The following is a 26,700-nucleotide window of genomic DNA, read 5'->3' as shown; positions in this document are numbered from 1 at the left end:
TGGTGCGTGTTAAGAGATTCGAACTCCTGGCCCACGCCTTAGAAGGGCGTTGCTCTATCCAGCTGAGCTAAACACGCAAAATGAAAATCTAAATCTTAGATTTAGTTATTTGAATTTTCTCAGCTTTGCTGAGTTTCCTATTCAAATAAAATGGAGCGGGTAGTGGGAATCGAACCCACCTTTCCAGCTTGGAAGGCTGGAGTATTACCGATATACGATACCCGCGCATCGACTACGTTGTTTAGTATATTATGTTTGTCGATGTTTGTCAACACTATTTTTTCATTTTTTTATTTATTTTTTTAATATCTTAGCCACATAGACTTATAATTCATCTAAATGATATAATGTAAATGATTAATTAATAATTTACATCATAGAGAGGATTATATTTATGAAAGAAATAATAATGGCAAATGGTAATATTAAGGCATCCGAAATAGGTCTTGGATGCATGAGAATTTCAACTATGGATAAAACTTCAGTTAATAGCTTAATTAATACAGCCTTAGATTGTGGCATTAATTTTTTTGATCATGCTGATATTTATGGCAAAGGAAAGTCAGAAGAAATCTTTAGCGAAGCACTTTCTATGTCTACATCTTTAAGAGAAAAAATTATTATTCAGTCTAAATGTGCTATTAGACCTGGATTTTATGATTATTCTAAAGAACATATTATAAATTCTGTTGATTCTATATTAAAAAGATTGAAAACTGATTATTTAGACATATTATTATTGCATAGACCTGACACATTAATGGAACCTGAAGAAGTAAATGAAGCTTTTGAAAAACTATATAACGAAGGTAAAGTTAGAAATTTTGGTGTTAGTAACCACAATTCAATGCAAATAGAATTATTAAATAAGTATTTAAAAAATAAAGTTACTATTAACCAACTTCAATTTAGCATTATGCATACTGGAATTATTGATTCTGGTTTAAACGTAAACATGAAAATATCTCCTTCTATAGATAGACATGGATCAATTTTAGAATATTGTCGTTTAAAAGATATAAATATTCAAGCATGGTCACCTTACCAATATGGATTCTTTGAAGGTACATTCTTAAATAATCCAAAATTTCCTGAACTTAATAAAAAACTTAAAGAATTAGGTGAAAAGTATGGAGTAAGTTCCACTGCAGTTGCAACAGCATGGATACTTAGACATCCAGCTAAAATACAAACTATTGTTGGTACAACGAACGAAAGTAGATTAAGAGATATCTGTACTGCTTCTAACGTACAATTAACTCGTGAAGAATGGTATTCTATATATCTATCAGCAGGAAATCAACTCCCTTAATAACTAAATTGTTCGTTAAGGCTTGAATGCCGTGATGCCGAAAAATTGATTATATAATCTCCAGAAAGTAATATAATCAATTTTTTCTCTATCACTGACTTTTAAGCTAAAAAGTACAATTTTCTACGTAATCACCTTAAAAGTTAATTGGATTTTTTTGATTTTATAGATATACTATTAAATATAAAAAAACTTATGTTTTTAAACAATTATATTGAGGAGGATAAATGAAAAATAAGAATAAATCATTAATATTTATTATAATTTTAACTATGTTTAGTTCACTTACATTTAACATGGCTCATCCAGTTACCCCTATGTTTATAACAAGACTTGGATTACCTACCTTTATGTTTGGACTATTCTTTGCCGCAATGTCCATTGGTAACTTTATTGGTTCACCATTATTTGGTACTTTATCTGATAAAAAAGGACGAATTAAATTTTTAATATTAGGTGCTATAGGCTATGGTATAAGCCAACTTGGTTTTGGTTTTAATACTAATCCATTTATAATACTTATATTTAGATTTACTGGGGGATTTTTTGTAGTAAGCTATTTAACTACATCAATGGCATATTTAACTGATATAACAACAAAAGAAAATAGAATAAAATATATTACATACTATGCATCTGCAAATACAATTGGCTCCTCTTTAGGATCACTTCTTGGAGGCGTAATAGGTAACAATAATTTTAAATATACTTTCTTTTCTCAATTTATTTTATGTTTAATCTTAGGTACCTTAGTATATTTATTATTAGAAGAACCTAAAAAAGAGAAAAGTTCTATAACTTCCGTAACTAATAATTATAATAAAATTAATTATTCAAAGCTTTTAAATAAAAACTTAATAATTATGTTTATAATAGTTATTGCCTTTTACTTTGCATCAACAAGCTATAACTCCACTATTAATTATTACATAGAAGATGTTTTAAAACTTCCTCCTACATTCATAGGTGGATTCATGGCATTTGTTGGAATAGTTGGTTTTATGGTAAATTTAATTTTTACACCTTTATTGGCAAAGTTCTTTAAAGAAATTAATATATTTAAAACTATAACTCTATGTATTATAGCTTCATTAATTCTTATGGTAATATCAAATAATGTTATTTTATTCTTAACTTGTGCAGTAATATTTGTATCATTTGCAAGTATACATATCCCACTACAACAAAGTATAATAACAAAACTTGCTAAAGAAAATTACGGATCTCTTATGGGAGTTTTTAATTCATCTAAAGCAATAGGTCAAGTTACCGGATCATTAACTGCTGGATTTATCTTTGATATAGGAAATAAATTACCATTTTTAATTTCTGCTATTTTAGTTTTTATAAGTTTTATAGTGCTAATTCCTTTAAACTCAAATTTAATTTTAAATAATAAGTATTCATAATAAAAATAAGGCTATGTGTATTTTTAATACCATAGCCTTTTCCTCCTATTCAGTTCTAATTACAATTTCATCATCTTTACCATCAATTACAACATGAGAACCATAATTAATTTCTCCAGCAATAATTAATCTTGCTAGTTTATTTTCTAAAATATTTTGAATATATCTCTTAAGTGGTCTTGCTCCATAAACTGGGTCATAACCTTCAACTGCTAATATATGCTTAGCTTCTGGTGTGATATCTAAAGTTATATTTCTATCTCTTAATCTGCTAGCAACTTCATTAACGAAGATATCAATAATCTTAGTGATTCCATTTTCAGATAATGGCTTAAACATTATAATATCATCTACTCTGTTTAAGAACTCTGGTTTAAATCTCATTTTCATTTCATTCATTACTTCTTCTCTTATTTGCGGATCTATACCATCTTCTGATTTATTTTCTAAAAGATAGCTACTTCCTATATTAGAAGTCATAATGATAATTGTATTTTTGAAATCAACAGTTTTACCTTTATTATCTGTAAGTCTACCATCATCTAGTATTTGTAAGAACATATTAAATACATCTTCATGTGCCTTTTCAATTTCATCAAATAATATTACACTATAAGGCTTTCTTCTAACAGCTTCAGTTAATTGACCACCTTCTTCATATCCCACATATCCTGGAGGCGCTCCAACTAATCTAGATACAGCATGTTTCTCCATATATTCAGACATATCTATTCTTATAATATTATCTTCAGAATCAAATAGATTTCTTGCTAAAGTCTTTGCAAGCTCAGTTTTACCTACACCTGTTGGCCCTAAGAAAATAAATGAACCTATAGGTCTATTTATATCTTTTAATCCTGCTCTTGCTCTAAGTATTGCAGAAGTAACAGATGTGATAGCCTCTTCTTGCCCAATTACTCTTTTTTGCATTTCATCTTCAAGTCTTAATAATTTTTCTCTTTCACCTTCTAATAAATTAGAAACAGGTATACCAGTCCACCTTGATAATACTTGTGAAACTTCTTCTTCAGTAACTTCTTCTTTTAATAAAGCACCTTCATAATTTTCCTTAACTTCTACTTCCATTTGTTCAATAGCAGCTTCTAAACTAGGAATTTCACCATATTGGATTTCAGCAGCCTTATTATAGTCATATTGTCTTTGAGCTGCTTCAAGGTTTCCTCTAGCTTCATCAAGTTTACCTTTTAATTCTTTTAACTTTAAGATAGCTCCCTTTTCTCTATCAAACTTAGCTGTCATTTCATCATTTTTAGCTTTAAGTTCTGAATATTCTTTTTCTAAAGCCTCTAACTTTTTCTTAGAACCTTCATCTTTTTCTCTTGTTAAAGCTTCTTTTTCTATTTCAAGTTGTACAATTCTTCTTCTAATGGCATCTAATTCTGCTGGAAGTGAATCTATCTCAGTTCTTATCATAGCTCCAGCTTCATCAATTAAATCAATAGCCTTATCTGGTAAATATCTATCTTGAATATATCTATCAGAAAGTTTTGCTGCTGCAACTATAGCTGAATCATGAATTCTAACTCCATGGTGAATTTCAAATCTTTCCTTTAATCCTCTTAATATTGAAATTGCATCTTCAACTGATGGCTCATCAACAATAACAGGTTGGAATCTTCTTTCAAGTGCCTTATCTTTTTCAATATATTGTCTATATTCATCAAAAGTAGTTGCACCAATACAGTGTAATTCACCTCTTGCAAGTAATGGCTTAATTAAATTACCTGCATCCATTGCTCCATCAGTTTTACCTGCTCCAACAATAGTATGAATTTCATCTATAAATAATATAATCTTACCTTCACTATTTTGAACTTCTTTTAAAACTGCTTTTAATCTTTCTTCAAATTCACCTCTATATTTAGCACCTGCTATAAGTGATCCCATATCTAATGAAAAAATAATTTTATCTTTTAATCCTTCAGGGACATCCCCTCTTACTATTCTTTCAGCTAACCCTTCAACAATAGCAGTTTTACCAACACCTGGCTCACCTATTAATACTGGATTATTTTTAGTTCTTCTTGAAATAATTCTAATAGTTCTTCTTATTTCATCATCTCTTCCTATTACAGGATCTAATTTATGCTTTTTAGCTAGTTCTACTAAGTTAGTACCATACTTAGCTAGTGCATCATAAGTCCCTTCAGGATCTTGAGTATCAACTCTTTGGTTTCCTCTAACTTCTGATAATACCTTCATAAAATTATCTTTAGTTATATTATATTTATTTAATATTTGCTTTGTAGGTCCATTTTTATCAACCTCTATAATAGCTAACATTAAATGTTCAACACTAATATAAGAATCTCCAAATTTCTTTGCTAAATCATCAGCCTTAACAAGAACCTCATCTACTTGTCTTGTTATATAAACTCCTGATCCATTTGCTCCATCACCTGTAACCTTAGGCATTTTATCTAGAGCATTTTTTATATCAACCTTCATCATCTTCACGTTTATTCCCATCTTTGTGAAGATATTGGGAATTAATCCATCTTCAGCTTCTACTAATGCAGAAAATAAATGAATAACATCAATTTGTTGATGATTATATTTTACTGCAGTTAAATTTGCATCATTTAATGCTTGTTGTACTCTTAATGTCATTCTTTCAACGTTCATTTCTACTCACCTCTTATTAGTATTCTTAACTTTAATTTAATTTTAATACAAAAGTCAAAGAAAGTCAAAGTAAATTTCATTTTTGTTTTTTGGTTTTTTATTCCATATATAGTATATCACTTTTTTATATATTTTTTTGTTTTTAATGGTAGTTATTGCTATAATATTTACAAGATACATTTATTTTAAAATTAGAGGTGAAATTTTGAGAAGAGAATATATAAATTATCCCTTTGATTTGCCTATAAAAATCTCGTATTTGAATATAAAAAATTATCCAACTCATTGGCATAATTCAATTGAGATTATATATGTTTTAAAGGGTTCTTTACACATTAAAATAGATACAGACTCCTTCACACTAAAGGAACGTGAAGTTGAAATAATAAATTCAGATGAATCTCATGAAATTCAAGGTGTAGATGATAATAAAGTATTAATTTTTAATATAGATCCATTTTTCTTTGAAAAATATTATAAAGATATAAATAATATATTTTTCTATACTAACTCCAATGATGATGAAGACCAAAACGGACCTGAATATGAAGAATTAAAAACAATTTTATCTCAAATGCTTTGTGAATACGTTCAAAAATTAGAAGATTATGATGAAGAAATAGAAGAACTTCTTATAACACTTCTTTATCATCTGGTTAATAATTTTCATTATTTAACTCATGAAAAAGAAGAATTAAAAGAAAAAACAGACCAATTAGCTAGATACCATAGAATTTCGAAGTATATATATAATAATTACAATAATAATATTACGCTAAAAGAAATTGCAAAAAAGGAATTCTTAAGCCCACATTATCTATCTCACGAGATAAAATATGCTACTGGTTACAGCTTTACAGACTTGATTAACCTAACTAGAATTGAGGAATCTATAAAACTATTACTAGATAGCGATATGAGTATTTCTGAAATCTCTGATGAAATAGGTTTTTCTCATGTACGTTACTTTAATAAGAACTTTAAGTATTATTATGGCTGTACTCCTCTTCAATATAGAAAAAAATATGCCACTACAGAAAAAGAATATGATTTATCTAAGCAATTTGTGGAACTTTCCCTTAATGATGCTCTTGAAACCCTTTCTTACAGCTTAGAAAATTATAATAGATTTAATTTTGAAAATAAACTTTGGAATATTCATGTTGATGTTGATAGGATATTAAATCCATTAGAAAAAGATTTTAAAAAATGTATTAACTTAGGAGAGTCTTTTGACCTTTTGATTGAAGATAACAAGGATATATTAGAGGAAATACAAGAAGAAATACATTTTGAATATGGACGCCTTGAAAAAATGTTTCATAGTGATATGGGAGTATTTTTAGATTCTGATTTCTATAATTGGAATAAAGCAAAAGGTGTATTAGAATTTTTATCTAACATATATCTAAAACCTCTTATTTTACTTGACAACTTAGATTACTCTTTAGAAAAGTATACTAATATTTTGAGTAGCTTTTTAGACTATTTTTCAGAGTTAGATATCGTAGAAGTTGCTGATTTTAAGTTTCAATTTGATTCTAGATTATCTGAGGAAATTAAAAGTAATCTACGTAATTATATAAAAGATTCTTATGAGTTAGAAGTTTGTGAAGTTGATTTTACCTCTAAATCTGATTTAAATTCAATATATGATACAGCCTACATGCTTCCATATATAATTCACAGCACTATTTTTAAAAGTAATTCTTTAAACTTTCTTAAAGCCTTTGATGCTCTTGAGAAAGAAATAAACATTACAAATGAAGTATTTATAGGGGCTCCTGGTATAGTTAATGATATGGGAATTAGAAAACCATCATATTATGCATATTATCTATTAAGTAAATTAGGTAATGATATAATTTCACTTGATGATGGATATATTGTTACAAAATCAGATGACTATTATGCTATTCTTTTATACTCTCATAACGATGATGTCAATACCTTAGTTAGCTATGAAGATATTTATCAACAAGGGGGTATAAAAAAATCTTTTGAAAGAAAATACTCACTTAATATAGTAAATATAAAAAACTCAACTAGAATTATTACCTACGAACTTAATGAAGCTATAGGTTCCTCTTATAATTATTGGCTATCCATGGGTTCTCCTGATAGACTTAGAAAAGAAGAAAAGGAGATTCTTCACAAAGCATCTTATCCTAAAATAGAATTTAAATATTCTAAAAAAAGTTCTGTTTTAAATATAATTACTGAACTTAAGGGTTATGGTGCTAAGCTAATAGTACTAAAAAATATAAAATAACGTACCAAAAACACCTTTTTTAGGTGTTTTTATGCTTTTTATAAATATTTACTTTTAGATAATTAACACTTATTGTACTAAAACTAAAGCATCTACATGAATACATTATTTTTATCTTTAAGCTATACTAATAATATAAATTGTTTTTATGAAAGGATGTTTTTTATGAGAGGGCTATTTTTTAATCCATCACTATTAAATGATACTAAATCAAAGTGGGCATTTTGGATTTGGATGTCTAACCTTTTACATCACGATAACTAATTTTTTATTATGACAGTAAATAAATTAATTATAATATAAAAAATAGAGAAGTTTTAAACTCCTCTATTTTTTATATTATAATTTTTTCTCAATATTTATAGCTAATGTAAAGTATTTAACAGACTCTTTTAATTCTCCTAAATTATAATACAATTCAGCCATTTCATTATATCTCTTATATTTTTCTTCTCTATTAGCAAATCTAAATAAAAAGTCAGTAGATAAATTCATATACATTTCTGCTTGTATAAATTGACCTTTCTTCTGATATATCATACCTTTAAAATAATAACCCTTTTCAATAAGCTTTATTTCATCTATATCAATAGCTAAATCTAAGGCCTCATCAGTATATTGGAAAGCTTCTTCATATTCTCTATTATTATATAGTGTATTAATACATTCTATTAAGAATTCAGCACAACCTTTTTTATCTTCTCTTGGATAAATTTCTATAGCATCCTTTATTTCTTTCATAGCCTTTTCAACTTCTTGAACTTCAAAATATGTTTCTCCATTCTTTCCTTTAAATTTAGCTAATTCCTTTGGATCATTCTTTTTATATTCAAAAGCTTTATTTAAGTATCTTTCTGCCTCCCCCTTATATAATAGAATATTTAAATCTGCAAATTCATGATAAAAATCTCCTCTAGCCTTATCACTAAAGATATCTACAAATTCTAATACTTTCTTTAAACATTCGTATGCTTTTTCAATTATTTTAATATTTTTATAGCAAATTCCTTCATAAAAGCATGCATAAATGTAATTCCGTTTATCTTTTATATAATTATTTTCATAAATTTCTCTTGTTCTTGAAAAATAACTTATTGCTTCATGATACTCTTCTGTTTTCATAAAGAATGTTCCCATATCATTATAATAAACAATAATTTCTTCATTACATTGAGTTGATTGATATAAATCATAATATTTAGAAATCAAAAGTTGAATATTTTCTATTTTATTATTATCAATATATAATTCAAATAAAAAATGAGTTAACTTTAATGCTAAATCATTAAATCCATATTTACATGCATATTCCAAGTTATAATTCACTACATTTTCTAATTTTTCAAATGAATAAGTGCATTTTTTTATCTCTTAAACATTATATTTTATTTGATCATATACATCTCTTACCAAATAATTATAATCTACTTGTAATTTCTCCGCAATATATCTAAGAGATTCTTCATCCGCTTTAATTTTACCATTCTCTATGCAACTCATTTTTGAAATAGAAATCTTATCTCCGCATAATTCTTTTAATGTTATTCCTTTATAAATCCTAGATCTTTTAATTTTTTCTCCTGTTGATAATATCTCCATGGCTACCCCCAGTTAATTAGTTATTTAATATTCCTAAACTTCTAAAAATACTTACACCTTCATCTAAATATCTAGCTGCCTCAGCGTCTCTCTTCTCTCCAATATAATATCTTCCAATAAGTATTGCTATCTCAGCTGCTTTTTTATTTAATGCATTTACCTTTGCTATATTGAAAGTTTCTAATAATATACACTCTGCTTCATCAAACTTTTCTTTTATTACATATACTCTATATCGTAAAATGTTTTTTTCTATTATTTGTTCTAAATCACTTTCATCAATAAGGTTATCAATTTCAGAAAGAACCTTTTCACACTTACTAATTTCCTTTATTTTAATATATCCTTCACATATATTAATTAAAGTTTCTATTACCTCACCATCTTTATTTCTCATCCTAATTTCCTTAGCTATTTGATAATGTTTAAATGCCTCTTCAAGATTATCAAATTCAAAGAACAGTTTTCCTAAATTATTTTCAATAGCAGATATATTTTTTTCTTCTTGCAACTCCTTATATACTTCTAAAGTTTTCTTAGAATATTTTATAGCATTTACTATATCACCTTTTTTATTATACTCTTTTGATAATAACATTAATGCTCTACCATATTCTTCTTTATTTTGAACTTGTTCAAATTTTTGTTTAGCTAAAAAAGTGTAATCTATTGCTTTTTTTATATTATCAATTTTAAAATAACTTTCAGCCATTTGATAATATATTTCTCCAAGAATGAAATCATTTCCAACATTATTATCTAAATATACTTTCTCAGCTTGTTTTAAATAGCTTGTAGCAGAGTGATATGCTTTTAAACTTAATGTTATTTTACCTAAATTTAAAAATGTACTAATAATTTGCTCATAATTATTTCTTTTTATAAAAATTACATTTGCTAATAAATACAATTGTTGTGCTAAAACTAGCTCTTTTTTTTCTTTATAAATATTAGCTCTTAAAAATAAGTTTTTAGCTTTTCTATATTCTAAATTATATTTTTCTGCATAATACAATGCATTTTCTATATATTTTTCTGCACTTATGTAATCACCATTTAATATATATGTTTCTGCCATTTGCTCATAATATATACATATTTTTTCTGCCTGTGTTTCTTCTGATTCCATTAAATATTCCACAGAAGTCTGAAGTGAATTTGCTAAATACTCCAATAAATCCATAGATGGATTTGATCTTCCAGACTCAACTAAACTTATTTGTCCTGGTGTAATTCTATCTCCTGCTAAGTCCTTCAGTGTCATTTCTAATTCTTTTCTACGTCTTTTAATTTTTTCACCTAAAGTAAGTATCTCCATCACATAATCTTCCTTTACCCACATTTATATAAATTCAAAAACTTTCTTATTATATTTACCATTATATCATATAAAGTGCCAAAAAAATATATTTTTTAAGTATTAATTTCAATTATACTTAAAATAATACAAAAACTGCTATAGAACTCTATAGCAGTTTTTAATATTAATTTATATAATCTAATATATTATCATAGGCATCTCCAGCCGCACATCTAAGTTTTTTACTAGTTCTTCTGATGTTTCTTTGAGTTTTTCTATCTAACTCTGGTAAAACCATCATTCCAATTGCTACTCCAAAAATAGTACCTATTGCTAAGCTCTTAATTACTCTTCCCAAAAATAACACCTCTTTATATTGATTTATAAAAATAGTATGTGTATTTTAAAGGAAAATAATCATGTATTATTTTAAATTTAATTTTTTAATTAAATCCCTATGCCAAGAGCCTCTTTTGCTAATTTATCAGCTAAATCATTATACTTATGACCACTGTGCCCTTTTATTTTCTTAAATCTTATCTTTACTTCCTTCATTTTACTTTGCATGAATTCATTATATTCAGCAGTAATTCTATTATTCCTCTTCCAAGTGCCAATAGCCCAAGATTCAACACCTTGATAATCATATCCTATAGTAACTTCTTTAAAGCCATTTGCAATAGCATATTCTACTGCCATCTTTGCTCCTAAAACTTCTCCTGAAACATTTCTTAATGAAATAGCTTCTTTATCAAATCCCTTTCCTTTATCTTTGTATATTATTTCTCCATCTTTAACAGCTACTAATCCATAAGAATAATTTCCCTTATCAACAGCAAAACTTCCGTCAACATATATAAATAATCCCTCTTCACTTTCTATTAATTCCTCAAACTTTTCTGCTGTCTTACCTTCTGAATTTAATGCAATAAAATTAATAGCATCTTTCTCTGTAGTAAAACTTTTATATATAGCTCCTTTAAATCCTATAACTTCTTTTTTACATTCATCCCACGAAGTAAATATTTTAGGTGCTCCTGATTTTCCCTTATAAACAGCATAGTACTTCAAAATAATCATCCTTTCCTATATGATAAATATTAATGACTTTTCCTTTGTTTATTTTTACTTTTAAACCGATAAAATTTCTTCCATTACCCTATAAATACTATCTATATTTTTAGCTCCAGTAAAGTTAGTTGCATATTCAATTGCACTCTTAATAACTATTAGTATATCATTCTTTCCTTGCCAATTATCTAATATTATATTTAACGGAACATCTGTCATTATAACATTTAATGCAAATATTCCAATTGCTATATCATCAATCTTTCCGATAAATGGTATCTTATCAGGTATTAAATCGCTTGGTACTGTAATATAAGCAACTGCTCCTGATATTATAAGTTTAGTTTTCATACTTACTCTCTTATCTTTAAGCAATCTATATATTAATGCAGCTACATCAGGTAGCATAAATATATAATCTTTATACTTTTTAGCCTTTTCAGGTAACTTATCACTTATTTTTTCTCTTCCTTTAGTATAACAATCTTCTGTTTTCTTTATTTCTTCTTCATTAAATTCTACTTTATCTTCTTTTTCAAAGTTTAGAAGTTCTATTTCTTTCTTTAATTCTCCACCTAAAGATACTTGTATATTTTTTAACTCTAAATTTAAAACTCCATATTCACAATATATACTATAGATATCAAAGTCTACATATGGAATATCCTTTAATAAATATTTATATTGTATAATAACTTTACCATTATCATAACTTATACCTTTATCACTTAAAGATTTTAATGCAAACTTTAATGCAATTTTTCTTAAAAATGATGCTATTCCTATATTAAGAATCTTAAATCCAGTAACTTCTCCTTTTATTAATCCATTTTCCATAGAACTTACTTTAAGTCTACACTCAAATTTTATAACAATCCCTTTAGTAAATGAACCTACTATTCTTATATCTTCTTTTATTTCTATACTTTCTATATTAAGTTCTTTTATTGATACAAAGTCATTATATATACTTAACAAATTTTCTCCAGTTAATCCAACATTAATATTCGAAACATTCATAGCTTGTCCTTGTCCTCTCTTCACTCTTTTAATATCTGTAATATTTTTCTATATATTTGATACATAATATACAGTATACTTCATATACTATTTTTTTTAAAGATATTATTTTCCATTAATAAAGTATAAAAATTAAGGTCATTGCCTTATATATGCAATGACCTTAAATATAATATATCTAATCTTTAAAAATTATTTATACTAAAAAGCTGGAATTACGCTTCCATCGTATTTTTCTTCAATAAACTTTCTTACATCCTCTGAAGTTAAAGCATCAGATAATGCTTTAATTTTATCGCTATCTTTATTTTCCTTCTTAACAGCTAGAATATTAGCATATGGCGAATCACCAGATTCAATAGCTAAAGAATCTTTTACTGGATTTAAATCAGCTTGTAATGCCCAGTTTGTATTAATTACTGCAGCTTCGACATCTTCTAAAACTCTTGGTAATTGTTCTGCTTGTAATTCTTTAACTTTTAAATTTTTAGGATTTTCAGTAATATCTTTAACTGTAGGTAATTCAGAGTCATTTAATTTTATTAATCCATTATCAGCTAATAATTTTAATGCCCTTGCTTCATTAGATGGATCATTTGGTACAGCTATTTCAGCTCCATCAGCTATCTCTGAAATATCAGAAACCTTCTTTGAATATAATGCCATTGGTTCTATATGAACTTTAACCGTATAATCTAAATCATATCCTTTTGCTTCAATTGACTCTTCTAAATAAGGTACATGTTGGAAAAAATTTGCATCTAAAGATCCTTCATCAACTGCTGGGTTTAATAAAGAATAATCATCAAATGTTTTAATTTCTAATTCATATCCCTTTTCTTCTAATAACGGCTTAATATGTTCTAAAATCTCTGCATGTGGTACTGCTGTTGCTCCAACTACAATTTTCTTATCATCATTTGAAGAAGCATCCCCTTTACTTCCACAACCAACTACTGATAATGCTAAAACTCCACTTAATACTGTTGCTAATATTTTTTTAAATTTCATATTTACTTCCCCCTAATTATTTTAATATATAAAATTTTAATTTTCTTTATTTGCCCTTAATTTAAAACTTTTAAAATATTTCTGACTCTCTGTATATTAATCCCCTTTAATTATTGCTTATTGCTTGTATTATTTTAATTTCCTATATGCTAAATTACCTGCCCCTTGTAGTAATTGAACAATTATTATAAGTGTTATTACTGTATATATCATTACTGCATTATCAAATCTTTGATATCCATAAGTCAAAGCTACCGCTCCAACTCCCCCTGCTCCGACTGCCCCTGCCATTGCAGAATATCCAATTATTGATATTATAGATAATGTTATACCAGATATAATAGAAGGCATTGCTTCCTTAACCATTACTTTAAAAATTATTTGAAAATCTGATGCCCCAAAAGATTTTGCAGCTTCAATTAACCCCTTATCTACTTCCTTTAACGCTCCTTCTATTACTCTTGCAATAAATGGAGCTGCCCCTATTGTTAAAGGAACTAGCGCTGCTGTTTCTCCTATACTTTTTCCAACTATAGCTCTAGTTAAAGGAATAATGGCAACAACTAAAATTATAAAAGGAAAACTTCTTAAAGTATTAACTATAAATCCTAAAATTGAATTAATAATTTTATTAGGTTTTAATCCACCTTCATCTGTTACAACCAATACAATTGCTAAGATAAATCCAATTAATGTAGCTAATATTGTTGATATTCCAACCATATATATGGTTTGTCCTAATGCTTCTATCAATATATCAGTAAAAAAGATTAAAAATTTCTCCATTTAAATCACCTCCCATGGCATATTTTTAGATGTTAAGTATTTTACTACTTTATCTTTTTGATTTTCTTTTATATTAATAACTAATGACCCTAAAACATCATCTCTAAATCTTTCTAACTTGCCCCACACAATAGAAAAATCTATATCTAGCTCTCTTGCCATTGCAGTAATTATACTGTCGTTTGAATTATCTTTCGGAAAGAACAATCTTATATTTATTCCTTGACTTGGTAATATCTCTTCTTCACCAATTAATGCCTTTAAGGCTTTAGAATTCTTTAAAAATAAATCTTCTGTTTTTCCAACAGCCATTACTTGTCCACCTTCCATAATAGCTACTCGTTGACAAATCTCTTTTACAACTTCCATCTGATGTGTAACAATAATTATTGTAATACCTAACTTTTCATTAATATCTCTTAATAAAGCTAAAATTGATTTTGTTGTATTTGGATCTAATGCTGATGTGGCTTCATCACACAAAAGTATATTAGGATTTAAAGCTAGTGCTCTCGCTATTGCAACTCTTTGCTTTTGCCCACCACTTAACTCTCTTGGTTTGCTTTTTTTCTTATCGGATAAACCAACTAATTCTAAAAGTTCTGAAACTCTTTTATCTATGTCAGCTTTAGAGTACCCCCAACACTCTAATGGCAACGCTACATTATCATATACATTTCTTCTCTCAAGTAATGAAAAATGTTGAAATATCATTCCTAGATTTTTTCTAAAGCTTCTTACTGATTTATTACTCAACTCTTTTACTTCTTCATATTCATTTACTAGTATACTTCCTTTATCATATGTTTCTAAACCATTTATACATCTTAATAATGTAGACTTTCCAGCACCACTATGACCAACTAATCCAAAGACCTCTCCCTTTTTTATCTCTAAGGTTATATCTTTTAAAACTTCTATCCCATTAAAGCTTTTATGTACATTATTTATTTTAATCATGGTCTCTCCCCTCCTCATTTTAGTAATAAAAAAACGCACTAGAGAATAAACTCAAGTGCGCATAAAAATCACATATTAATTTACTCTCTCATCACTCAGTTAAAAACTGCAGGAATTAGCACCACGTCTACCAGTTGCAAGTGACAAGTGACAAATGGCAAATTATTAATTTAAACTTGTCACTTGTCACTTATCACTTGTCACTATCGACAGGTTGCCGGGTTTCACAGGGCCAGTCCCTCCACCACTCTTGATAAGATATAATATTTAATTATTCTGTGTCGTTGATATAAATATATATTACTTTAACTATTTTGTCAATAATTTCTTTAGAAATTTTTTCTTATAAAGTAAATATTTTTTCTCTTCTATTTTTAATAATCAATAACTTCTTCTTCTATTTTAACTAATTCTGCATCAGTATTGTCTTCAACAAAATCTAATATCTTTTCTTTTAAAGAATATAATATTTCTTTCGTAGTTCCCACTGATGTAATACCAATTCCAATTTGCTCATGTACATCTTGATAATTAACTTCTGAAACTGATACATTAAATTTATTTGAAAGGCGCTTAGTTAAGCTTAACACTATCATTCTTTTTTCTTTCAATGACTTTACCCATTCTGCTCTTAATTCTAGTCTCATTATTAATATTTTCATATTGTACACCTCAACTTTAGTTTTCCATATTAATTTAACATTCTACTAATATTCTATCCATCTTGTTTTCAAATATTGCTACTATAGTAATCTTAATTATATATATTTTCATTTTATTTTTATTATATAAAACTATAAAGGTCAATAAAAAACGTCCTATTAATTTAAATCAATATAAACCTTTACTAAAAATCATTTCATATTCAAGTTCCTTTGTATCTTCATTCTTTTTTTCATTTACTACTTTAAAATTATTTTTACAATAAAAATTTATTGCATTCTTATTTTTAGCATAAACATCTAATGTAAGTTGTTTATATTTAGGCTTGATATACTCTATTAATGCTTTACCTATTCCTTCTCTTTGATATTCCCTCTTTACAAAAAGGCCTGCAATATATTCCTCTTCAATAATACCTATAAATCCTTTTATAACATTATTTTCTTGAAATATATAAATCTCAGCATTAGGCAACATTTTTTTAACCAAATCAAAATTATTAATCCAGTACTCTTTTTCTATAAAATTATGAGCATTTATATTAGTTTCAAGCCAAATCTCCATTAATTCATCTAAATATTCTGTTTTAAATTCCTTTATCATATTCTTTTCTCCATTTTTGTTAATATATTTTTATTTTACAATTAGGTTTAAAATTTATTATATTTATCTATAATAAAACTTGCCTTTGAAATAAATCTAATATATTGATTTATCTCAAAGGCAAAATATTTTACAAGTTACTTATACCTTCAATTAAATTTATAAATTCACCTTCATCCTTTTTATCAAGGAAAATATCAATTAGAGTTTTAGTAGGCATTTTATTATATCCCTTTTTCCCATTTATAAAAATATCTGCTAATCTCTCTCTAAAACCCTCTTCATCATCCTTTAATTGTTTAATAAGCGCTTCTATTTCATACTCAACTAAGGTATCTATTATATTATTTCTTAATGTTTCATTAAATTTTTCTGCAAATATTCTTTCTTCTTCACTTAAATCTTGAATATCATTATTTAATAATCTAAAAATGTTCATAAAGCTTCCACCCCACTTTTTATTTCTTCTAATGTTTTCTTTACTAAATTTTATGTTTCTTTAATTTTTAAAAATTCTAATCCTAATTTACTCATGTTTCTTTTTACTTTATTATAACACAAAATAAAGAGGCTACTTTCGTAACCTCCATATTAAACATTCATTTTACTTTTTATTATTTTTTCTTCAATTTCATCCTTAGGATTTTTACACTGCCTTGAAATATTTAGCAGGACACCCATGGCAGCTAAATTAAATACTAGCGAAGTTCCTCCATAACTTATAAAAGGTAAAGGGACTCCTGTAACTGGCATACTTCCAGTAACAACTGCAATATTAATTATTGCCTGCACAGCAATTACTGAAATTATTCCAGTAGCTAAAAGTTTACCATACCTATCTTTAGCCCTAGATGCAACCTTTATTCCTGATACTATTAACACAACAAATATAGCAATAACAAATATACACCCTATAAGACCTAATTCTTCACCTATTATAGAAAATATAAAATCATTATGTGGCTCAGGCATATATAAAGCTTTTTGCTTTGAATTTCCTAACCCCACACCAAATAATCCCCCTGAACCTAAAGCATAAAGAGAGTGTACTAATTGGTACCCCTCATCATTAGCATATTTCCAAGGATCTAAAAAACTTATAAATCTCTCTGTTCTATAATCTGAACTAAAAATACCTATAGTTCCAGCAACTCCACCAATACCTATTAAAGCAAATGTTTCTTTAAAACTCATCCCAGATACAAAAATCATTATAAATGCAACAAACATTATAATAGCTGCAATACTTAAATTATTTTCTTTATATACTAATAACGCAAATAAAGCTGCTGAACCTAGATATATCAATGGAATCTTCCAATTTCTATTTACCTTTCCATACTTATCTATCATCATAGCTAAGAAAAATACTATAACATATTTAGCAAGCTCAGATGGTTGAAAAGAAATTCCAGCAATATTTAACCAACGTTTAGCTCCATTAATAGTACTTCCAACAAATAGTACTGCCACTAAAGCTACTACCGTAACTCCATAAGCAAACACAGTGAACTTTTTCAATAAATGATAGTCTATTAACATCATAACTACTAATGCTACTAGCCCTACAGGAACCCATGTAAGCTCCTTTTTCAAAAAATAAAATACATCTTTATGCTTATATAATGCATCATAATAACTTGCTGAAAATACCATAATTATCCCTATTGCAACAAGCGCTAATACAGAATAGAGTATATATGGATTAACAGAACCTAGCTTAGATTTTCTTTTTACTTTCTTTTTATTTTTTCCTTTTTTTAACCTTTTACTATTACTACTCATATTATCTTCTCCAGTATACAATATTTAATATTCATATTCCTTTTTTAATGTTATTGTAACTTTTGTGCCTTTTACAATCTTATTTCCACTAGTTATACTTTGAGAATGAACAGTTCCTTCTCCTTCAAATTCATACACTAGTCCAAGATTATCTAAAATAGAGGTTGCAAATTCTTTAGTAGTACCCTTCAAGTCTGGCATTATAATTTCCTTTTGCACTTGTCCATTATCTTTAGCTGTAATAGAAATAGTAGTTCCTTCTTTTACTATTGCTCCTGGATATGAATCCATTGAAACAATTGTTTTTCCACTTCCTTTAACTTCAGCTTCTAATCCATTTTCCTTTAATATTTCTTTTGCTTCTTCGATAGACTTCCCTCTTACATCTGGAATTATAACATTTTTATAAATAGAAAATCTCTCTTTAGCTAATGGTGAATCCATATACTTAAATACTTCTTCAAATAACTCTTTCATTAATGGAGCTGCTACCTCTCCACCATAATATAATCCATTACTTGGCTCATCTACTGCTATAAATACTGTTATTTGAGGATTTTCTACTGGTGCTAAGGCTACCATAGATGATATATATTTATCAGATGAGTATGTCCCTGTTGTAGGATCAACTTTTTGAGCAGTTCCTGTCTTTCCTCCAACATTATAACCTTGTACAAATGCTCCCTCTGGTCCATCCTTAGTAACTGTTCTCTCTAAATAACTTCTAAGTAACGCTGTATTTTCATCTGATAATAAATCCTTCTTTATTATTGGTTTTATAGTTTCATCAATAACTCTATTCCCACTCTCATCTTCATGAGAAACCTCTTTCACTATATGTGGCTGAATAAGATCTCCTCCATTAGCTATAGCATTAAATGCTGCCATAAGTTGAAGTGATGTAACGGTATTAGTTTGACCAAATGATATTGTTGCTAAATCAATTGCAGATACTGTATCACTTGTTTTAACTATTCCAGATGCCTCACCTGGTAAATCAATACCAGTTGTTTTTCCAAAACCTAACTTATATATATATTCATTTAAAGTATCAATTCCAAGTCTTTCACCTATCTCCATCATCCCAACATTACAAGAATTCTTCAAAACTTCTGCCAAAGTTTGAGTACCATGTCCTTCATGTTTCCAACAATGAATAGTAGTATTTCCAAACTTAACAGATCCATTACAAGTAAATGTATCACTATCACTAACTAAACCTTCTTCTAATGCTGCAATCATTGTTACAGTTTTAAAAGTTGAACCTGGTTCAAAGGTATCACTTACTAACCAATTTCTCCACATATTTTGTATTTTATCATTGTCAGTTTCCCCCTCAAAACTTTCATATCCTGAAAATGGATTGTTTGGATCATAGTCTGGCTTATTCACCATTGCTAATATTTCTCCATTATTAGGATCCATAATAAGTACATGAACACCTTTAGCATTATGTTCCTCTAACCCCTTTTGTGCAATCTTTTCAGCTATATATTGTAAGTTTTCATCTACCGTTATCACAATGTCACTACCATCTATAGCTGGAGTAAACTTATAAGTATCAAAAGGTAACCTATTTCCCCTACTATCATAGGCTCCTATTTTCATACCTGCAATTCCAGCTAAATATTCATCATATTGTAACTCTATACCTGTTAGTCCTGTCCCTTCTGAGTTAATTCCTCCTAGTGCACTTGCTAAAAAGTTTTCATTAGGGTAATATCTCTTTACATCTCTAGAAACAATAAGTCCATATATGCCTAGATCATCAGCACTATCGGCAACAGCCTTAGTAACTCCTCTAATTAATGGTGCATAACTGGCATCACTTCCATCTGAATTTTTTCTATTTAATGCTTTGAGAACCTCATCAACTTCTACACCTGTTACATCTGAAATTTCAACTGCAATATCATCCATTGTTAAATTCTTTTCTTTAATGTGATTTCTAACAGTATCTAAATCAAAGTCTATTCTATATACATTAGCTGAAGATACTAATACTGATCCATTTCTGTCTAAAATATCTCCTCTTGTAGCTGTTACGCTAATTTCTTTTTGCCATTCCGAATTTGCCTTTGCTTCTAGTGATCGTCCACTTACTAATATTAACCATGCTAACCTTAATATAAGAAATCCCAATAGACAAAATACAATAACAGAAACAATATACAATCTACCTTTATATCCAATTGCCTTTTTGTTCTTTTTGTATTTTTTCTTTTTATACGCCATCTTTTTATCTCCCATCATAATATTTAATTTAAATACATCCTTAAAAGTAAAACTATAATTTTGATATAATAGTTTAGCTTTAAAAGAGTAAATTCTAATTGGATATATGAATTTATAACTTTATTATTAAATAAAAGTTTTTTCATAAAAATATACTATGTTACATAAATTATATTTTACTATATTTTCACTTATATCAAAAGACACTAATATCAAATATTATCTAATTTCTGATAAAATTTTATATAAATTTCACATATAAAAACTTATTGCCTACAATACTGTTAAGGCCTATTTTCATTATTCTCTTTTTCATCTCATAAAATAAAAAAAGTAGTTAATCCTACCAAATTAATAAATTCAGTTTCGCATTAACTACTTTTATTTGAGATATTACTTTGTATTTAACTTCTCTTTATCTATTTTATTAAAACTTTTCCCTACAGCTACTGCTGTAACCATTGTTCCATTTACATTTAACATTGTACGCCCCATATCTAGTATAGGATCAATTGCTATTATTCCTCCTGCTAATGGGAAGTATGATCCCATTCCCATTCCTGATATAACAACTGAAACTGCCATAGTTGCACTACCTGGTAAACCTGCGATTCCTAATGAACCAATTACTATTATTACTATAAGCATTCCATAGAAACTTATGTCCATTGTTGTTCCTGACATATTTGCTAATGTTACAGCCATTAACGCTGGATAAATAGCTGCACATCCATTCATTCCCATGTTTGAACCTAAACTTCCTACAAATGATGCTATTCCATTATCTACACCAACACCTTCAGTTAATGTTTCTATTGTAACTGGTAATGTTCCTAAACTTGAACGAGAAGTAAAAGCTAAGATTAACGGCTCCATAACTTTCTTTACATATTTAAATGGATTAACACCTAAAACTGCAATAATTATTAAATGTATAATAAATACAATAGCTATACTTACATATAGAGCTATTATAAATCCAACAACTTCTTTTATAGCTGCTAAACCTCTTCCAGCTATTGTATTAGCAAGTAATGCTACTACTGCATAAGGCATGAACTTTATAACAGTCATTGCAATACTAGTAATTATTTTATAAGAACCATTAACTAAATCAGTTACAGGCTTAATGACATCACTATATTTTTTATTTAATATCTTCATAGAGTTACCAATAAATGCTGCAAAGATTACTACTGCAACTACATTAGCCTCTGCCATTGCAGCTACTGGATTTGATGGAAGTAATCCTCTTAAAGTGTCAACTACTGGTGTTATTTCTCTTATTTCACTTGTACTCTCAACTACATTAGCTGAAACTCCTAATTTAAATAAATTACCTACTATAATACCAACAACAGCAGCAATAGTTGTTGTTCCTAGTAATATAAATAGTGATCGAGTTGTTAGTTTTCCAAGGTTTTCTCCTTCCTTCATAGTAATAATAACTCTGATAATAGATACAAATATTAAAGGTACTACAAGCATTTTTAATAGGTCCATAAACCCATTTCCAACAAGGCCATACCACTTATTTACTTCATTAATCCATTGAACATCTCCTGGATTATTCGGGAATCCTGCTACTAATTGAATTATTATTCCTAAAACTAAACCTGCAATAGTCGAAACTATCATTCTTGTTGAAAACTTAACTTTCTTTTTAGCCATAATATTTACTCCAAATAATATAGCTATAAGAACAATAATAAAGGCTATTGTCTTAAAATTTGTTATCATTATAAAATCTGATAAAAAAGTGCTATTCATTTTCTCCTCCTGATATATTTATATACGTCAATGTATATATTACATTAAAATTATAACTTATACTAGTTTAAATTATATATAATATATAATTTCCTCTTTTTCTTTTCTATATTGTTCAACAATATATTCTAATGTTATTGAATCAAAATAATCATTTATCTTTTTATTAATTTCACTCCAAATAACCTTGTTTACAAATCTCTCCATATCATTTGAATCTTCATCGTTTATATCTATAAGAAGTGATTCTCCTTCTAAAGCTCTTAAAATCTCTCCTACTGTAATTTCATTAGGGGTTTTTGACAAAGTGTATCCGCCTTGTGCCCCTTTCCTTCCTATTATTAGACCTGATTTTCTAAGTAATGAAAATATTTGTTCTAAATATCTTTCTGATATTTCTTGACGCTCTGATATTGCCTTTAAAGTTACACTTCCGCATTCAGAATTAATTACTAAATCAATTAATGCTCTAATTCCATACCTTCCTTTAGTAGAAATCTTCATAAACTCACCTACTTTCAACTTTTACATTCCCTACTTTTCCTATCGGTATTATGTTAATGTTATATCTTTTTTTTCATATTGTCAATATTTTTCTATCATTTACATTTAAATCAAAATAGATATATAAGATAATCCTATATATCTATATTTGCAAAAACTTATTTACTTTTATACTATAATAGTTCTAGTAATTCAATTGGAGCTTTAATTATATAATCTGCACCAGCCTCTCTTAATTCCCCTTCTCCTCTAAACCCCCAAGAAACGCCAACTGATTTAACTCCAGCGTTTTTTGCAGTATTTACATCAACATCAGAATCACCAACATATATGCATTCATCTTTTGCAACATTCAATGACTCCATTACTTCATAAACTGTTTTAGGATCTGGCTTAGTTGGATGATTGGGTCTTTGCCCATATGTTATTTCAAAAGAATCTGCAAAATATCTTCTAACTACATCTTCTGCAAATTCATGTGGTTTGTTTGATACTACTGCTATTTTCATATTTTTTTCTTTTAGCTTATCTATCATTTCATTAATTCCATCATAAGGTTTTGTCATGTCAACCATATGTTCTCCATAATATTCATCAAATAATCCTAAAACCTTATCAATTACTTCTTTATCTTCTTTATACTTATCTGGTACTATACGTTCAATTAATTTATATCTTCCATTACCCACAAATCTAGTATAATCCTTTACATCATGAATTTTAAACCCACAACTCTTTAATGCATAATTACAGGCATTTGCTAAATCTTCTAATGTATCTAACAATGTACCATCTAAATCAAAAATTACTGCTTTAATCATCTTACATTCTCCTATATTATATTTGTTATAAAGTAACCTTATTATAACATAAGCCAATGATAGTTTTAATATCATTGGCTTATATAATATCCTGCACCTACATATTTATATCTGCTTTATTTCTTTTCTTTCACCCTTAAAATTATTAATTTTATTTCTTCTATTAATTAACTCATTTTCGATTTCTTCAATATTAATATTTTGATCTGCCATTAATACTAATATATGATATGCTAAATCACAAATTTCATTAACTAGTTCTTGCTTATCATTTCCTTTTGCTGAGATGATTACCTCAGTACACTCTTCTCCAACCTTTTTTAATATTTTATCTGTACCTTTATCAAATAAATATTTAGTATAAGAACCTTCTTCTCCTGAATTTTTTCTATTTTGTATTATTTTATATAAATCATCTACTACCACTTTAAATAATCCTCCTAAAAAAACAACTTACTCTTCCAGTATGACAAGCTACACCATTTTGCTTTACCTTTATTAGTAATGTATCATTATCACAATCACTCCAAATTTCTTTTACTTCTTGAAAGTTTCCCGAAGTTGCTCCTTTATTCCATAGCTCATTTCTACTTCTACTGTAAAACCAAGTTTGTTTTGTTTTTTTTGTCAATTCAAAACTTTCTTTGCTCATATATGCAAGCATCAAAACTTTATTGCTATAGTAGTCTTGAATTATAGTAGGTATAAGCCCTTCTCCCTTTTCAAAATCCAATGGAATTTTGCTAGTACCAAATTCACTATTCATAACTCCTCCAAATACCTATATTGTTCTTACTGCTACCTTATTTCCTTTTAAATATTCTTTTACCTCATTTATTGTAAGTTCTCCATAATGGAATAATGATGCTGCTAATGCTGCATCTGCCATTCCTTCTTTAAAAACATCTTCAAAATCCTTCAAACTACCACACCCTCCTGATGCTATTATAGGTACATTAGTAATTTCACTTACCATTTTAGTTAACTCTAAATCAAATCCACTTTTAGTACCATCTGCATCCATGGAAGTAAGTAATATTTCTCCTGCACCAAGATCAACCGCCTCTTTAATCCACTTTAAAGCATCTATTCCTGTATCTATCCTTCCACCATTTACAAACACATTCCATCCTAAATTGTCTACTCTTCTTTTAGCATCAACTGCTAATACTATACATTGACTTCCAAAGTACGTAGCACCGTCACTTATAAGATTTTTATTTTTTACTGCTGCAGAATTCAAACTTACTTTATCTGCACCAGCTCTAAGAATTCTTCTTATATCATCAATATTTCTTATTCCTCCACCAACTGTAAATGGTATAAATATTTTTTCTGCAACTCTCTCTACTACCTTTTCCATTATCCCCCTATCCTCATGAGTTGCTGTTATATCTAAGAAAACAAGTTCATCTGCTCCCTGCTTATAATAATACTCTCCTAATTGTACTGGATCTCCTATTTCTTTAATTCCTACAAAATTTACTCCCTTAACAACATTTCCATTTCTAACATCTAGACAAGGTATAATTCTTTTTGTATGCATTTCTTGCCCCCTTATATAACAATTTTAAAATTGCTAACTACATAATTTTATAGCTTTCTTTAAATCAATATTTCCTGAATATAATGCCTTTCCTATAATTACTCCATATAAATCTAAATCATTAAGCTTTTTAATATCATAATAGTCCCTAACTCCACCAGAGGCCGTAATATTAACAGATACATACTCTTTAAGTTGCTTTACCATAGATATATTAGTCCCCTCTAAGGTTCCATCTTTACTTATATCAGTTAAAATTATATTTTTAACCCCCATATTTTCCATTCTTTTGCAAAAATCTATATAATGTACATTACTTTCCTCAATCCATCCTTTTGTACATATATATCCACCTTTACAATCAACTCCAACGGCAATCTTATCTCCAAAATCTCTTACTACTCCAGAAACAAATTCCTCATCCTCTAAAGCTACTGTACCTAAAATAACTCTACTCACACCATGATTAATTAATTCCTCAACCTCTTTATAGTTTCTAATTCCCCCACCTACTTCTATTGGAATAGCAAGCTCTTTAGCTAAATTAAGTATTATTTTCTTATTTACTAACTTTCCTTTTTTAGCACCATCTAAATCTACCAAATGAATATATTTCGCTCCATCCTTTTCAAAACCTTTGGCTATATCAAGTATGTCATTTCCCACAATTTCTTTTTTTCTATAATCACCTTGATATAATCTAACTGCCTTTCCTCCAATTATATCTATTGCTGGAATTACAATCATTTTATTACCTCCCCAAAATTCTTAAGTATCCTAAGCCCTACTTCACCACTTTTTTCTGGATGAAATTGAGTTCCATAAATATTATCATTACAAACAATTGAAGGAACTTTAATACCACCATAATTTGAAAATCCTATTAAATTTTCATCTTTTACATTTGTTGCGGCATAGCTATGTACATAATATACAAAACTATTCTCATCTAACCCTTTAATTAAATCATTTTTACTATTATATTCTAACCTGTTCCACCCTATATGTGGTATTTTCGCTTTTTCCTTAGGCTCTAAAAGCTTAACCTCTCCATCTATAAATCCTAATCCATCACACTCACCATTTTCATATCCTTTTTGAAATATCATTTGCATTCCTAAACATATACCTAATAGAGGTGTTCCCCCATTCACTTTATTTTTTATAGCATCAGTTAATCCCATATCATTAAGGTTATACATAGCCTTATTAAAGGCTCCAACTCCTGGTAAAATTAACTTATCTGCATTTTTTATTTCTGATATTTCATTTGAGATCTTTGAAGGTATATTTAAATATTTTAATGCATTATAAACATTCTTTAAATTTCCCATACCATAATCAATAATAACAATCATACTACTTTTCAACTCCTAACAGTTTTACT

General features: G+C 27.9%; 26 protein-coding genes, 2 tRNA genes and 1 riboswitch. Of the genes, 3 read left to right on the top strand and 25 right to left on the bottom strand.

Features of this window, described 5'->3' with window-relative positions; genetic code table 11:
- Both I2E98_RS06755 and I2E98_RS06750 read right to left on the bottom strand, forming a co-directional pair.
- Window positions 1-77 (bottom strand) — tRNA-Arg (locus tag I2E98_RS06755).
- A gap of 74 nt (window positions 78-151) precedes the next feature.
- Window positions 152-225: transfer RNA gene (locus I2E98_RS06750), tRNA-Gly, on the bottom strand.
- A 169-nt stretch (window positions 226-394) separates the two neighbouring features.
- Here I2E98_RS06750 and I2E98_RS06745 point away from each other — a divergent pair.
- Entirely contained in the window at window positions 395-1,312 is a 918-nt protein-coding gene (locus tag I2E98_RS06745) for an aldo/keto reductase (RefSeq protein ID WP_195468197.1), read from the top strand.
- Window positions 1,313-1,539: 227 nt separating this feature from the next.
- Window positions 1,540-2,721 carry an MFS transporter gene (locus I2E98_RS06740; RefSeq protein ID WP_195468196.1) on the top strand — a complete coding sequence of 394 codons (1,182 nt, stop codon included), beginning with the start codon at window positions 1,540-1,542 and terminating at the stop codon, window positions 2,719-2,721.
- Between the two features lie 45 nt (window positions 2,722-2,766).
- On the opposite strand, the gene clpB is transcribed toward I2E98_RS06740, so the two are convergent.
- Window positions 2,767-5,367, bottom strand: a complete 2,601-nt coding sequence (gene clpB, locus I2E98_RS06735) for an ATP-dependent chaperone ClpB (protein WP_195468195.1) — start codon at window positions 5,365-5,367, stop codon at window positions 2,767-2,769.
- Between the two features lie 205 nt (window positions 5,368-5,572).
- Between clpB and I2E98_RS06730 the strand changes: the two genes are divergently transcribed.
- Window positions 5,573-7,639, top strand: a complete 2,067-nt coding sequence (locus tag I2E98_RS06730) for a helix-turn-helix domain-containing protein (RefSeq protein WP_195468194.1) — start codon at window positions 5,573-5,575, stop codon at window positions 7,637-7,639.
- Window positions 7,640-7,978: 339 nt separating this feature from the next.
- On the opposite strand, the gene I2E98_RS06725 is transcribed toward I2E98_RS06730, so the two are convergent.
- From I2E98_RS06725 to hisH, 22 genes are all read right to left on the bottom strand, one after another.
- Window positions 7,979-8,953: a transcriptional regulator gene (locus I2E98_RS06725; protein WP_243251002.1), complete on the bottom strand. Its 975-nt coding sequence runs from the start codon at window positions 8,951-8,953 to the stop codon at window positions 7,979-7,981.
- 57 nt (window positions 8,954-9,010) lie between these two features.
- Complete coding sequence (locus I2E98_RS15995) at window positions 9,011-9,238, bottom strand: helix-turn-helix transcriptional regulator (RefSeq protein ID WP_243250999.1); 228 nt, start codon at window positions 9,236-9,238, stop codon at window positions 9,011-9,013.
- Between the two features lie 16 nt (window positions 9,239-9,254).
- Window positions 9,255-10,556, bottom strand: a complete 1,302-nt coding sequence (locus I2E98_RS06720) for a helix-turn-helix transcriptional regulator (RefSeq protein ID WP_195468193.1) — start codon at window positions 10,554-10,556, stop codon at window positions 9,255-9,257.
- 166 nt (window positions 10,557-10,722) lie between these two features.
- Window positions 10,723-10,905 (bottom strand): YtxH domain-containing protein, encoded by a 183-nt coding sequence (locus tag I2E98_RS06715; protein ID WP_195468192.1) that lies wholly within the window; start codon window positions 10,903-10,905, stop codon window positions 10,723-10,725.
- Window positions 10,906-10,985: 80 nt separating this feature from the next.
- Complete coding sequence (locus I2E98_RS06710) at window positions 10,986-11,618, bottom strand: ribonuclease H family protein (protein WP_207737576.1); 633 nt, start codon at window positions 11,616-11,618, stop codon at window positions 10,986-10,988.
- Window positions 11,619-11,669: 51 nt separating this feature from the next.
- Window positions 11,670-12,653, bottom strand: coding sequence for a YkvA family protein (locus I2E98_RS06705; RefSeq protein WP_347708017.1), 984 nt, complete (start codon window positions 12,651-12,653; stop codon window positions 11,670-11,672).
- 177 nt (window positions 12,654-12,830) lie between these two features.
- Window positions 12,831-13,640 (bottom strand): MetQ/NlpA family ABC transporter substrate-binding protein, encoded by an 810-nt coding sequence (locus tag I2E98_RS06700; protein WP_195468191.1) that lies wholly within the window; start codon window positions 13,638-13,640, stop codon window positions 12,831-12,833.
- Between the two features lie 129 nt (window positions 13,641-13,769).
- Window positions 13,770-14,426, bottom strand: a complete 657-nt coding sequence (locus I2E98_RS06695) for a methionine ABC transporter permease (RefSeq protein WP_195468190.1) — start codon at window positions 14,424-14,426, stop codon at window positions 13,770-13,772.
- Window positions 14,427-15,386: a methionine ABC transporter ATP-binding protein gene (locus I2E98_RS06690; protein WP_195468189.1), complete on the bottom strand. Its 960-nt coding sequence runs from the start codon at window positions 15,384-15,386 to the stop codon at window positions 14,427-14,429.
- Window positions 15,387-15,471: 85 nt separating this feature from the next.
- A riboswitch (SAM riboswitch) is annotated at window positions 15,472-15,646 on the bottom strand.
- Between the two features lie 114 nt (window positions 15,647-15,760).
- The gene (locus I2E98_RS06685; RefSeq protein ID WP_195468188.1) at window positions 15,761-16,048 is read right to left on the bottom strand and encodes a DUF503 domain-containing protein; all 288 of its coding nucleotides are present in this window, start codon (window positions 16,046-16,048) and stop codon (window positions 15,761-15,763) included.
- A 169-nt stretch (window positions 16,049-16,217) separates the two neighbouring features.
- Complete coding sequence (locus I2E98_RS06680) at window positions 16,218-16,652, bottom strand: N-acetyltransferase (protein ID WP_195468187.1); 435 nt, start codon at window positions 16,650-16,652, stop codon at window positions 16,218-16,220.
- Between the two features lie 130 nt (window positions 16,653-16,782).
- The gene (locus tag I2E98_RS06675) at window positions 16,783-17,091 is read right to left on the bottom strand and encodes a hypothetical protein (RefSeq protein ID WP_195468186.1); all 309 of its coding nucleotides are present in this window, start codon (window positions 17,089-17,091) and stop codon (window positions 16,783-16,785) included.
- A gap of 152 nt (window positions 17,092-17,243) precedes the next feature.
- Window positions 17,244-18,437, bottom strand: a complete 1,194-nt coding sequence (gene ftsW, locus I2E98_RS06670) for a putative lipid II flippase FtsW (RefSeq protein ID WP_195468185.1) — start codon at window positions 18,435-18,437, stop codon at window positions 17,244-17,246.
- A 24-nt stretch (window positions 18,438-18,461) separates the two neighbouring features.
- A complete protein-coding gene (locus I2E98_RS06665; protein ID WP_195468184.1) occupies window positions 18,462-20,672 on the bottom strand; it encodes a stage V sporulation protein D in 2,211 nt (736 codons plus the stop codon).
- A 393-nt stretch (window positions 20,673-21,065) separates the two neighbouring features.
- Window positions 21,066-22,442: a cation:dicarboxylase symporter family transporter gene (locus tag I2E98_RS06660; protein ID WP_195468183.1), complete on the bottom strand. Its 1,377-nt coding sequence runs from the start codon at window positions 22,440-22,442 to the stop codon at window positions 21,066-21,068.
- Window positions 22,443-22,514: 72 nt separating this feature from the next.
- Window positions 22,515-22,946: an Rrf2 family transcriptional regulator gene (locus tag I2E98_RS06655; protein WP_195468182.1), complete on the bottom strand. Its 432-nt coding sequence runs from the start codon at window positions 22,944-22,946 to the stop codon at window positions 22,515-22,517.
- Window positions 22,947-23,119: 173 nt separating this feature from the next.
- Entirely contained in the window at window positions 23,120-23,767 is a 648-nt protein-coding gene (locus I2E98_RS06650; RefSeq protein WP_195468181.1) for an HAD-IIIA family hydrolase, read from the bottom strand.
- 105 nt (window positions 23,768-23,872) lie between these two features.
- Complete coding sequence (gene hisE / locus I2E98_RS06645) at window positions 23,873-24,193, bottom strand: phosphoribosyl-ATP diphosphatase (RefSeq protein WP_195468180.1); 321 nt, start codon at window positions 24,191-24,193, stop codon at window positions 23,873-23,875.
- A gap of 1 nt (window position 24,194) precedes the next feature.
- Window positions 24,195-24,533: a phosphoribosyl-AMP cyclohydrolase gene (gene hisI, locus I2E98_RS06640; RefSeq protein ID WP_195468179.1), complete on the bottom strand. Its 339-nt coding sequence runs from the start codon at window positions 24,531-24,533 to the stop codon at window positions 24,195-24,197.
- Between the two features lie 15 nt (window positions 24,534-24,548).
- Window positions 24,549-25,313 (bottom strand): imidazole glycerol phosphate synthase subunit HisF, encoded by a 765-nt coding sequence (gene hisF / locus I2E98_RS06635; RefSeq protein WP_195468178.1) that lies wholly within the window; start codon window positions 25,311-25,313, stop codon window positions 24,549-24,551.
- A 33-nt stretch (window positions 25,314-25,346) separates the two neighbouring features.
- Window positions 25,347-26,060, bottom strand: coding sequence for a 1-(5-phosphoribosyl)-5-[(5-phosphoribosylamino)methylideneamino]imidazole-4-carboxamide isomerase (gene hisA, locus I2E98_RS06630; protein ID WP_195468177.1), 714 nt, complete (start codon window positions 26,058-26,060; stop codon window positions 25,347-25,349).
- Window positions 26,057-26,671 (bottom strand): imidazole glycerol phosphate synthase subunit HisH, encoded by a 615-nt coding sequence (gene hisH, locus I2E98_RS06625; protein ID WP_195468176.1) that lies wholly within the window; start codon window positions 26,669-26,671, stop codon window positions 26,057-26,059. Before hisH ends, hisA begins: the two co-directional genes overlap by 4 nt.
- Between the last annotated feature and the right edge of the window lie 29 nt (window positions 26,672-26,700).

Origin of the sequence: Clostridium sp. D43t1_170807_H7 (genome assembly GCF_015555905.1) — a bacterium.
In the GTDB taxonomy this organism is placed as follows: Bacteria; Bacillota; Clostridia; order Clostridiales; family Clostridiaceae; genus Clostridium.
This window is presented reverse-complemented; position numbering and strand designations above follow the sequence as displayed.

What these genes read in the sequence shown, in the direction of transcription:
- I2E98_RS06720 (WP_195468193.1), bottom strand. Translation starts at nt 10,556, where the DNA reads ATGGAGATACTTACTTTAGGTGAAAAAATTAAAAGACGTAGAAAAGAA.
- I2E98_RS06695 (WP_195468190.1), bottom strand. Translation starts at nt 14,426, where the DNA reads ATGGAGAAATTTTTAATCTTTTTTACTGATATATTGATAGAAGCATTA.
- hisA (WP_195468177.1), bottom strand. Translation starts at nt 26,060, where the DNA reads ATGATTGTAATTCCAGCAATAGATATAATTGGAGGAAAGGCAGTTAGA.
- I2E98_RS06700 (WP_195468191.1), bottom strand. Translation starts at nt 13,640, where the DNA reads ATGAAATTTAAAAAAATATTAGCAACAGTATTAAGTGGAGTTTTAGCA.
- I2E98_RS06660 (WP_195468183.1), bottom strand. Translation starts at nt 22,442, where the DNA reads ATGAATAGCACTTTTTTATCAGATTTTATAATGATAACAAATTTTAAG.
- I2E98_RS06710 (WP_207737576.1), bottom strand. Translation starts at nt 11,618, where the DNA reads ATGATTATTTTGAAGTACTATGCTGTTTATAAGGGAAAATCAGGAGCA.
- clpB (WP_195468195.1), bottom strand. Translation starts at nt 5,367, where the DNA reads ATGAACGTTGAAAGAATGACATTAAGAGTACAACAAGCATTAAATGAT.
- I2E98_RS06740 (WP_195468196.1), top strand. Translation starts at nt 1,540, where the DNA reads ATGAAAAATAAGAATAAATCATTAATATTTATTATAATTTTAACTATG.
- hisF (WP_195468178.1), bottom strand. Translation starts at nt 25,313, where the DNA reads ATGCATACAAAAAGAATTATACCTTGTCTAGATGTTAGAAATGGAAAT.
- hisI (WP_195468179.1), bottom strand. Translation starts at nt 24,533, where the DNA reads ATGAATAGTGAATTTGGTACTAGCAAAATTCCATTGGATTTTGAAAAG.
- I2E98_RS06680 (WP_195468187.1), bottom strand. Translation starts at nt 16,652, where the DNA reads ATGATAAAGGAATTTAAAACAGAATATTTAGATGAATTAATGGAGATT.
- I2E98_RS06655 (WP_195468182.1), bottom strand. Translation starts at nt 22,946, where the DNA reads ATGAAGATTTCTACTAAAGGAAGGTATGGAATTAGAGCATTAATTGAT.
- ftsW (WP_195468185.1), bottom strand. Translation starts at nt 18,437, where the DNA reads ATGAGTAGTAATAGTAAAAGGTTAAAAAAAGGAAAAAATAAAAAGAAA.
- I2E98_RS06745 (WP_195468197.1), top strand. Translation starts at nt 395, where the DNA reads ATGAAAGAAATAATAATGGCAAATGGTAATATTAAGGCATCCGAAATA.
- I2E98_RS06690 (WP_195468189.1), bottom strand. Translation starts at nt 15,386, where the DNA reads ATGATTAAAATAAATAATGTACATAAAAGCTTTAATGGGATAGAAGTT.
- I2E98_RS15995 (WP_243250999.1), bottom strand. Translation starts at nt 9,238, where the DNA reads ATGGAGATATTATCAACAGGAGAAAAAATTAAAAGATCTAGGATTTAT.
- hisH (WP_195468176.1), bottom strand. Translation starts at nt 26,671, where the DNA reads ATGATTGTTATTATTGATTATGGTATGGGAAATTTAAAGAATGTTTAT.
- I2E98_RS06650 (WP_195468181.1), bottom strand. Translation starts at nt 23,767, where the DNA reads ATGATTAAAGCAGTAATTTTTGATTTAGATGGTACATTGTTAGATACA.
- I2E98_RS06685 (WP_195468188.1), bottom strand. Translation starts at nt 16,048, where the DNA reads ATGAAAATATTAATAATGAGACTAGAATTAAGAGCAGAATGGGTAAAG.
- I2E98_RS06675 (WP_195468186.1), bottom strand. Translation starts at nt 17,091, where the DNA reads ATGAACATTTTTAGATTATTAAATAATGATATTCAAGATTTAAGTGAA.
- I2E98_RS06665 (WP_195468184.1), bottom strand. Translation starts at nt 20,672, where the DNA reads ATGGCGTATAAAAAGAAAAAATACAAAAAGAACAAAAAGGCAATTGGA.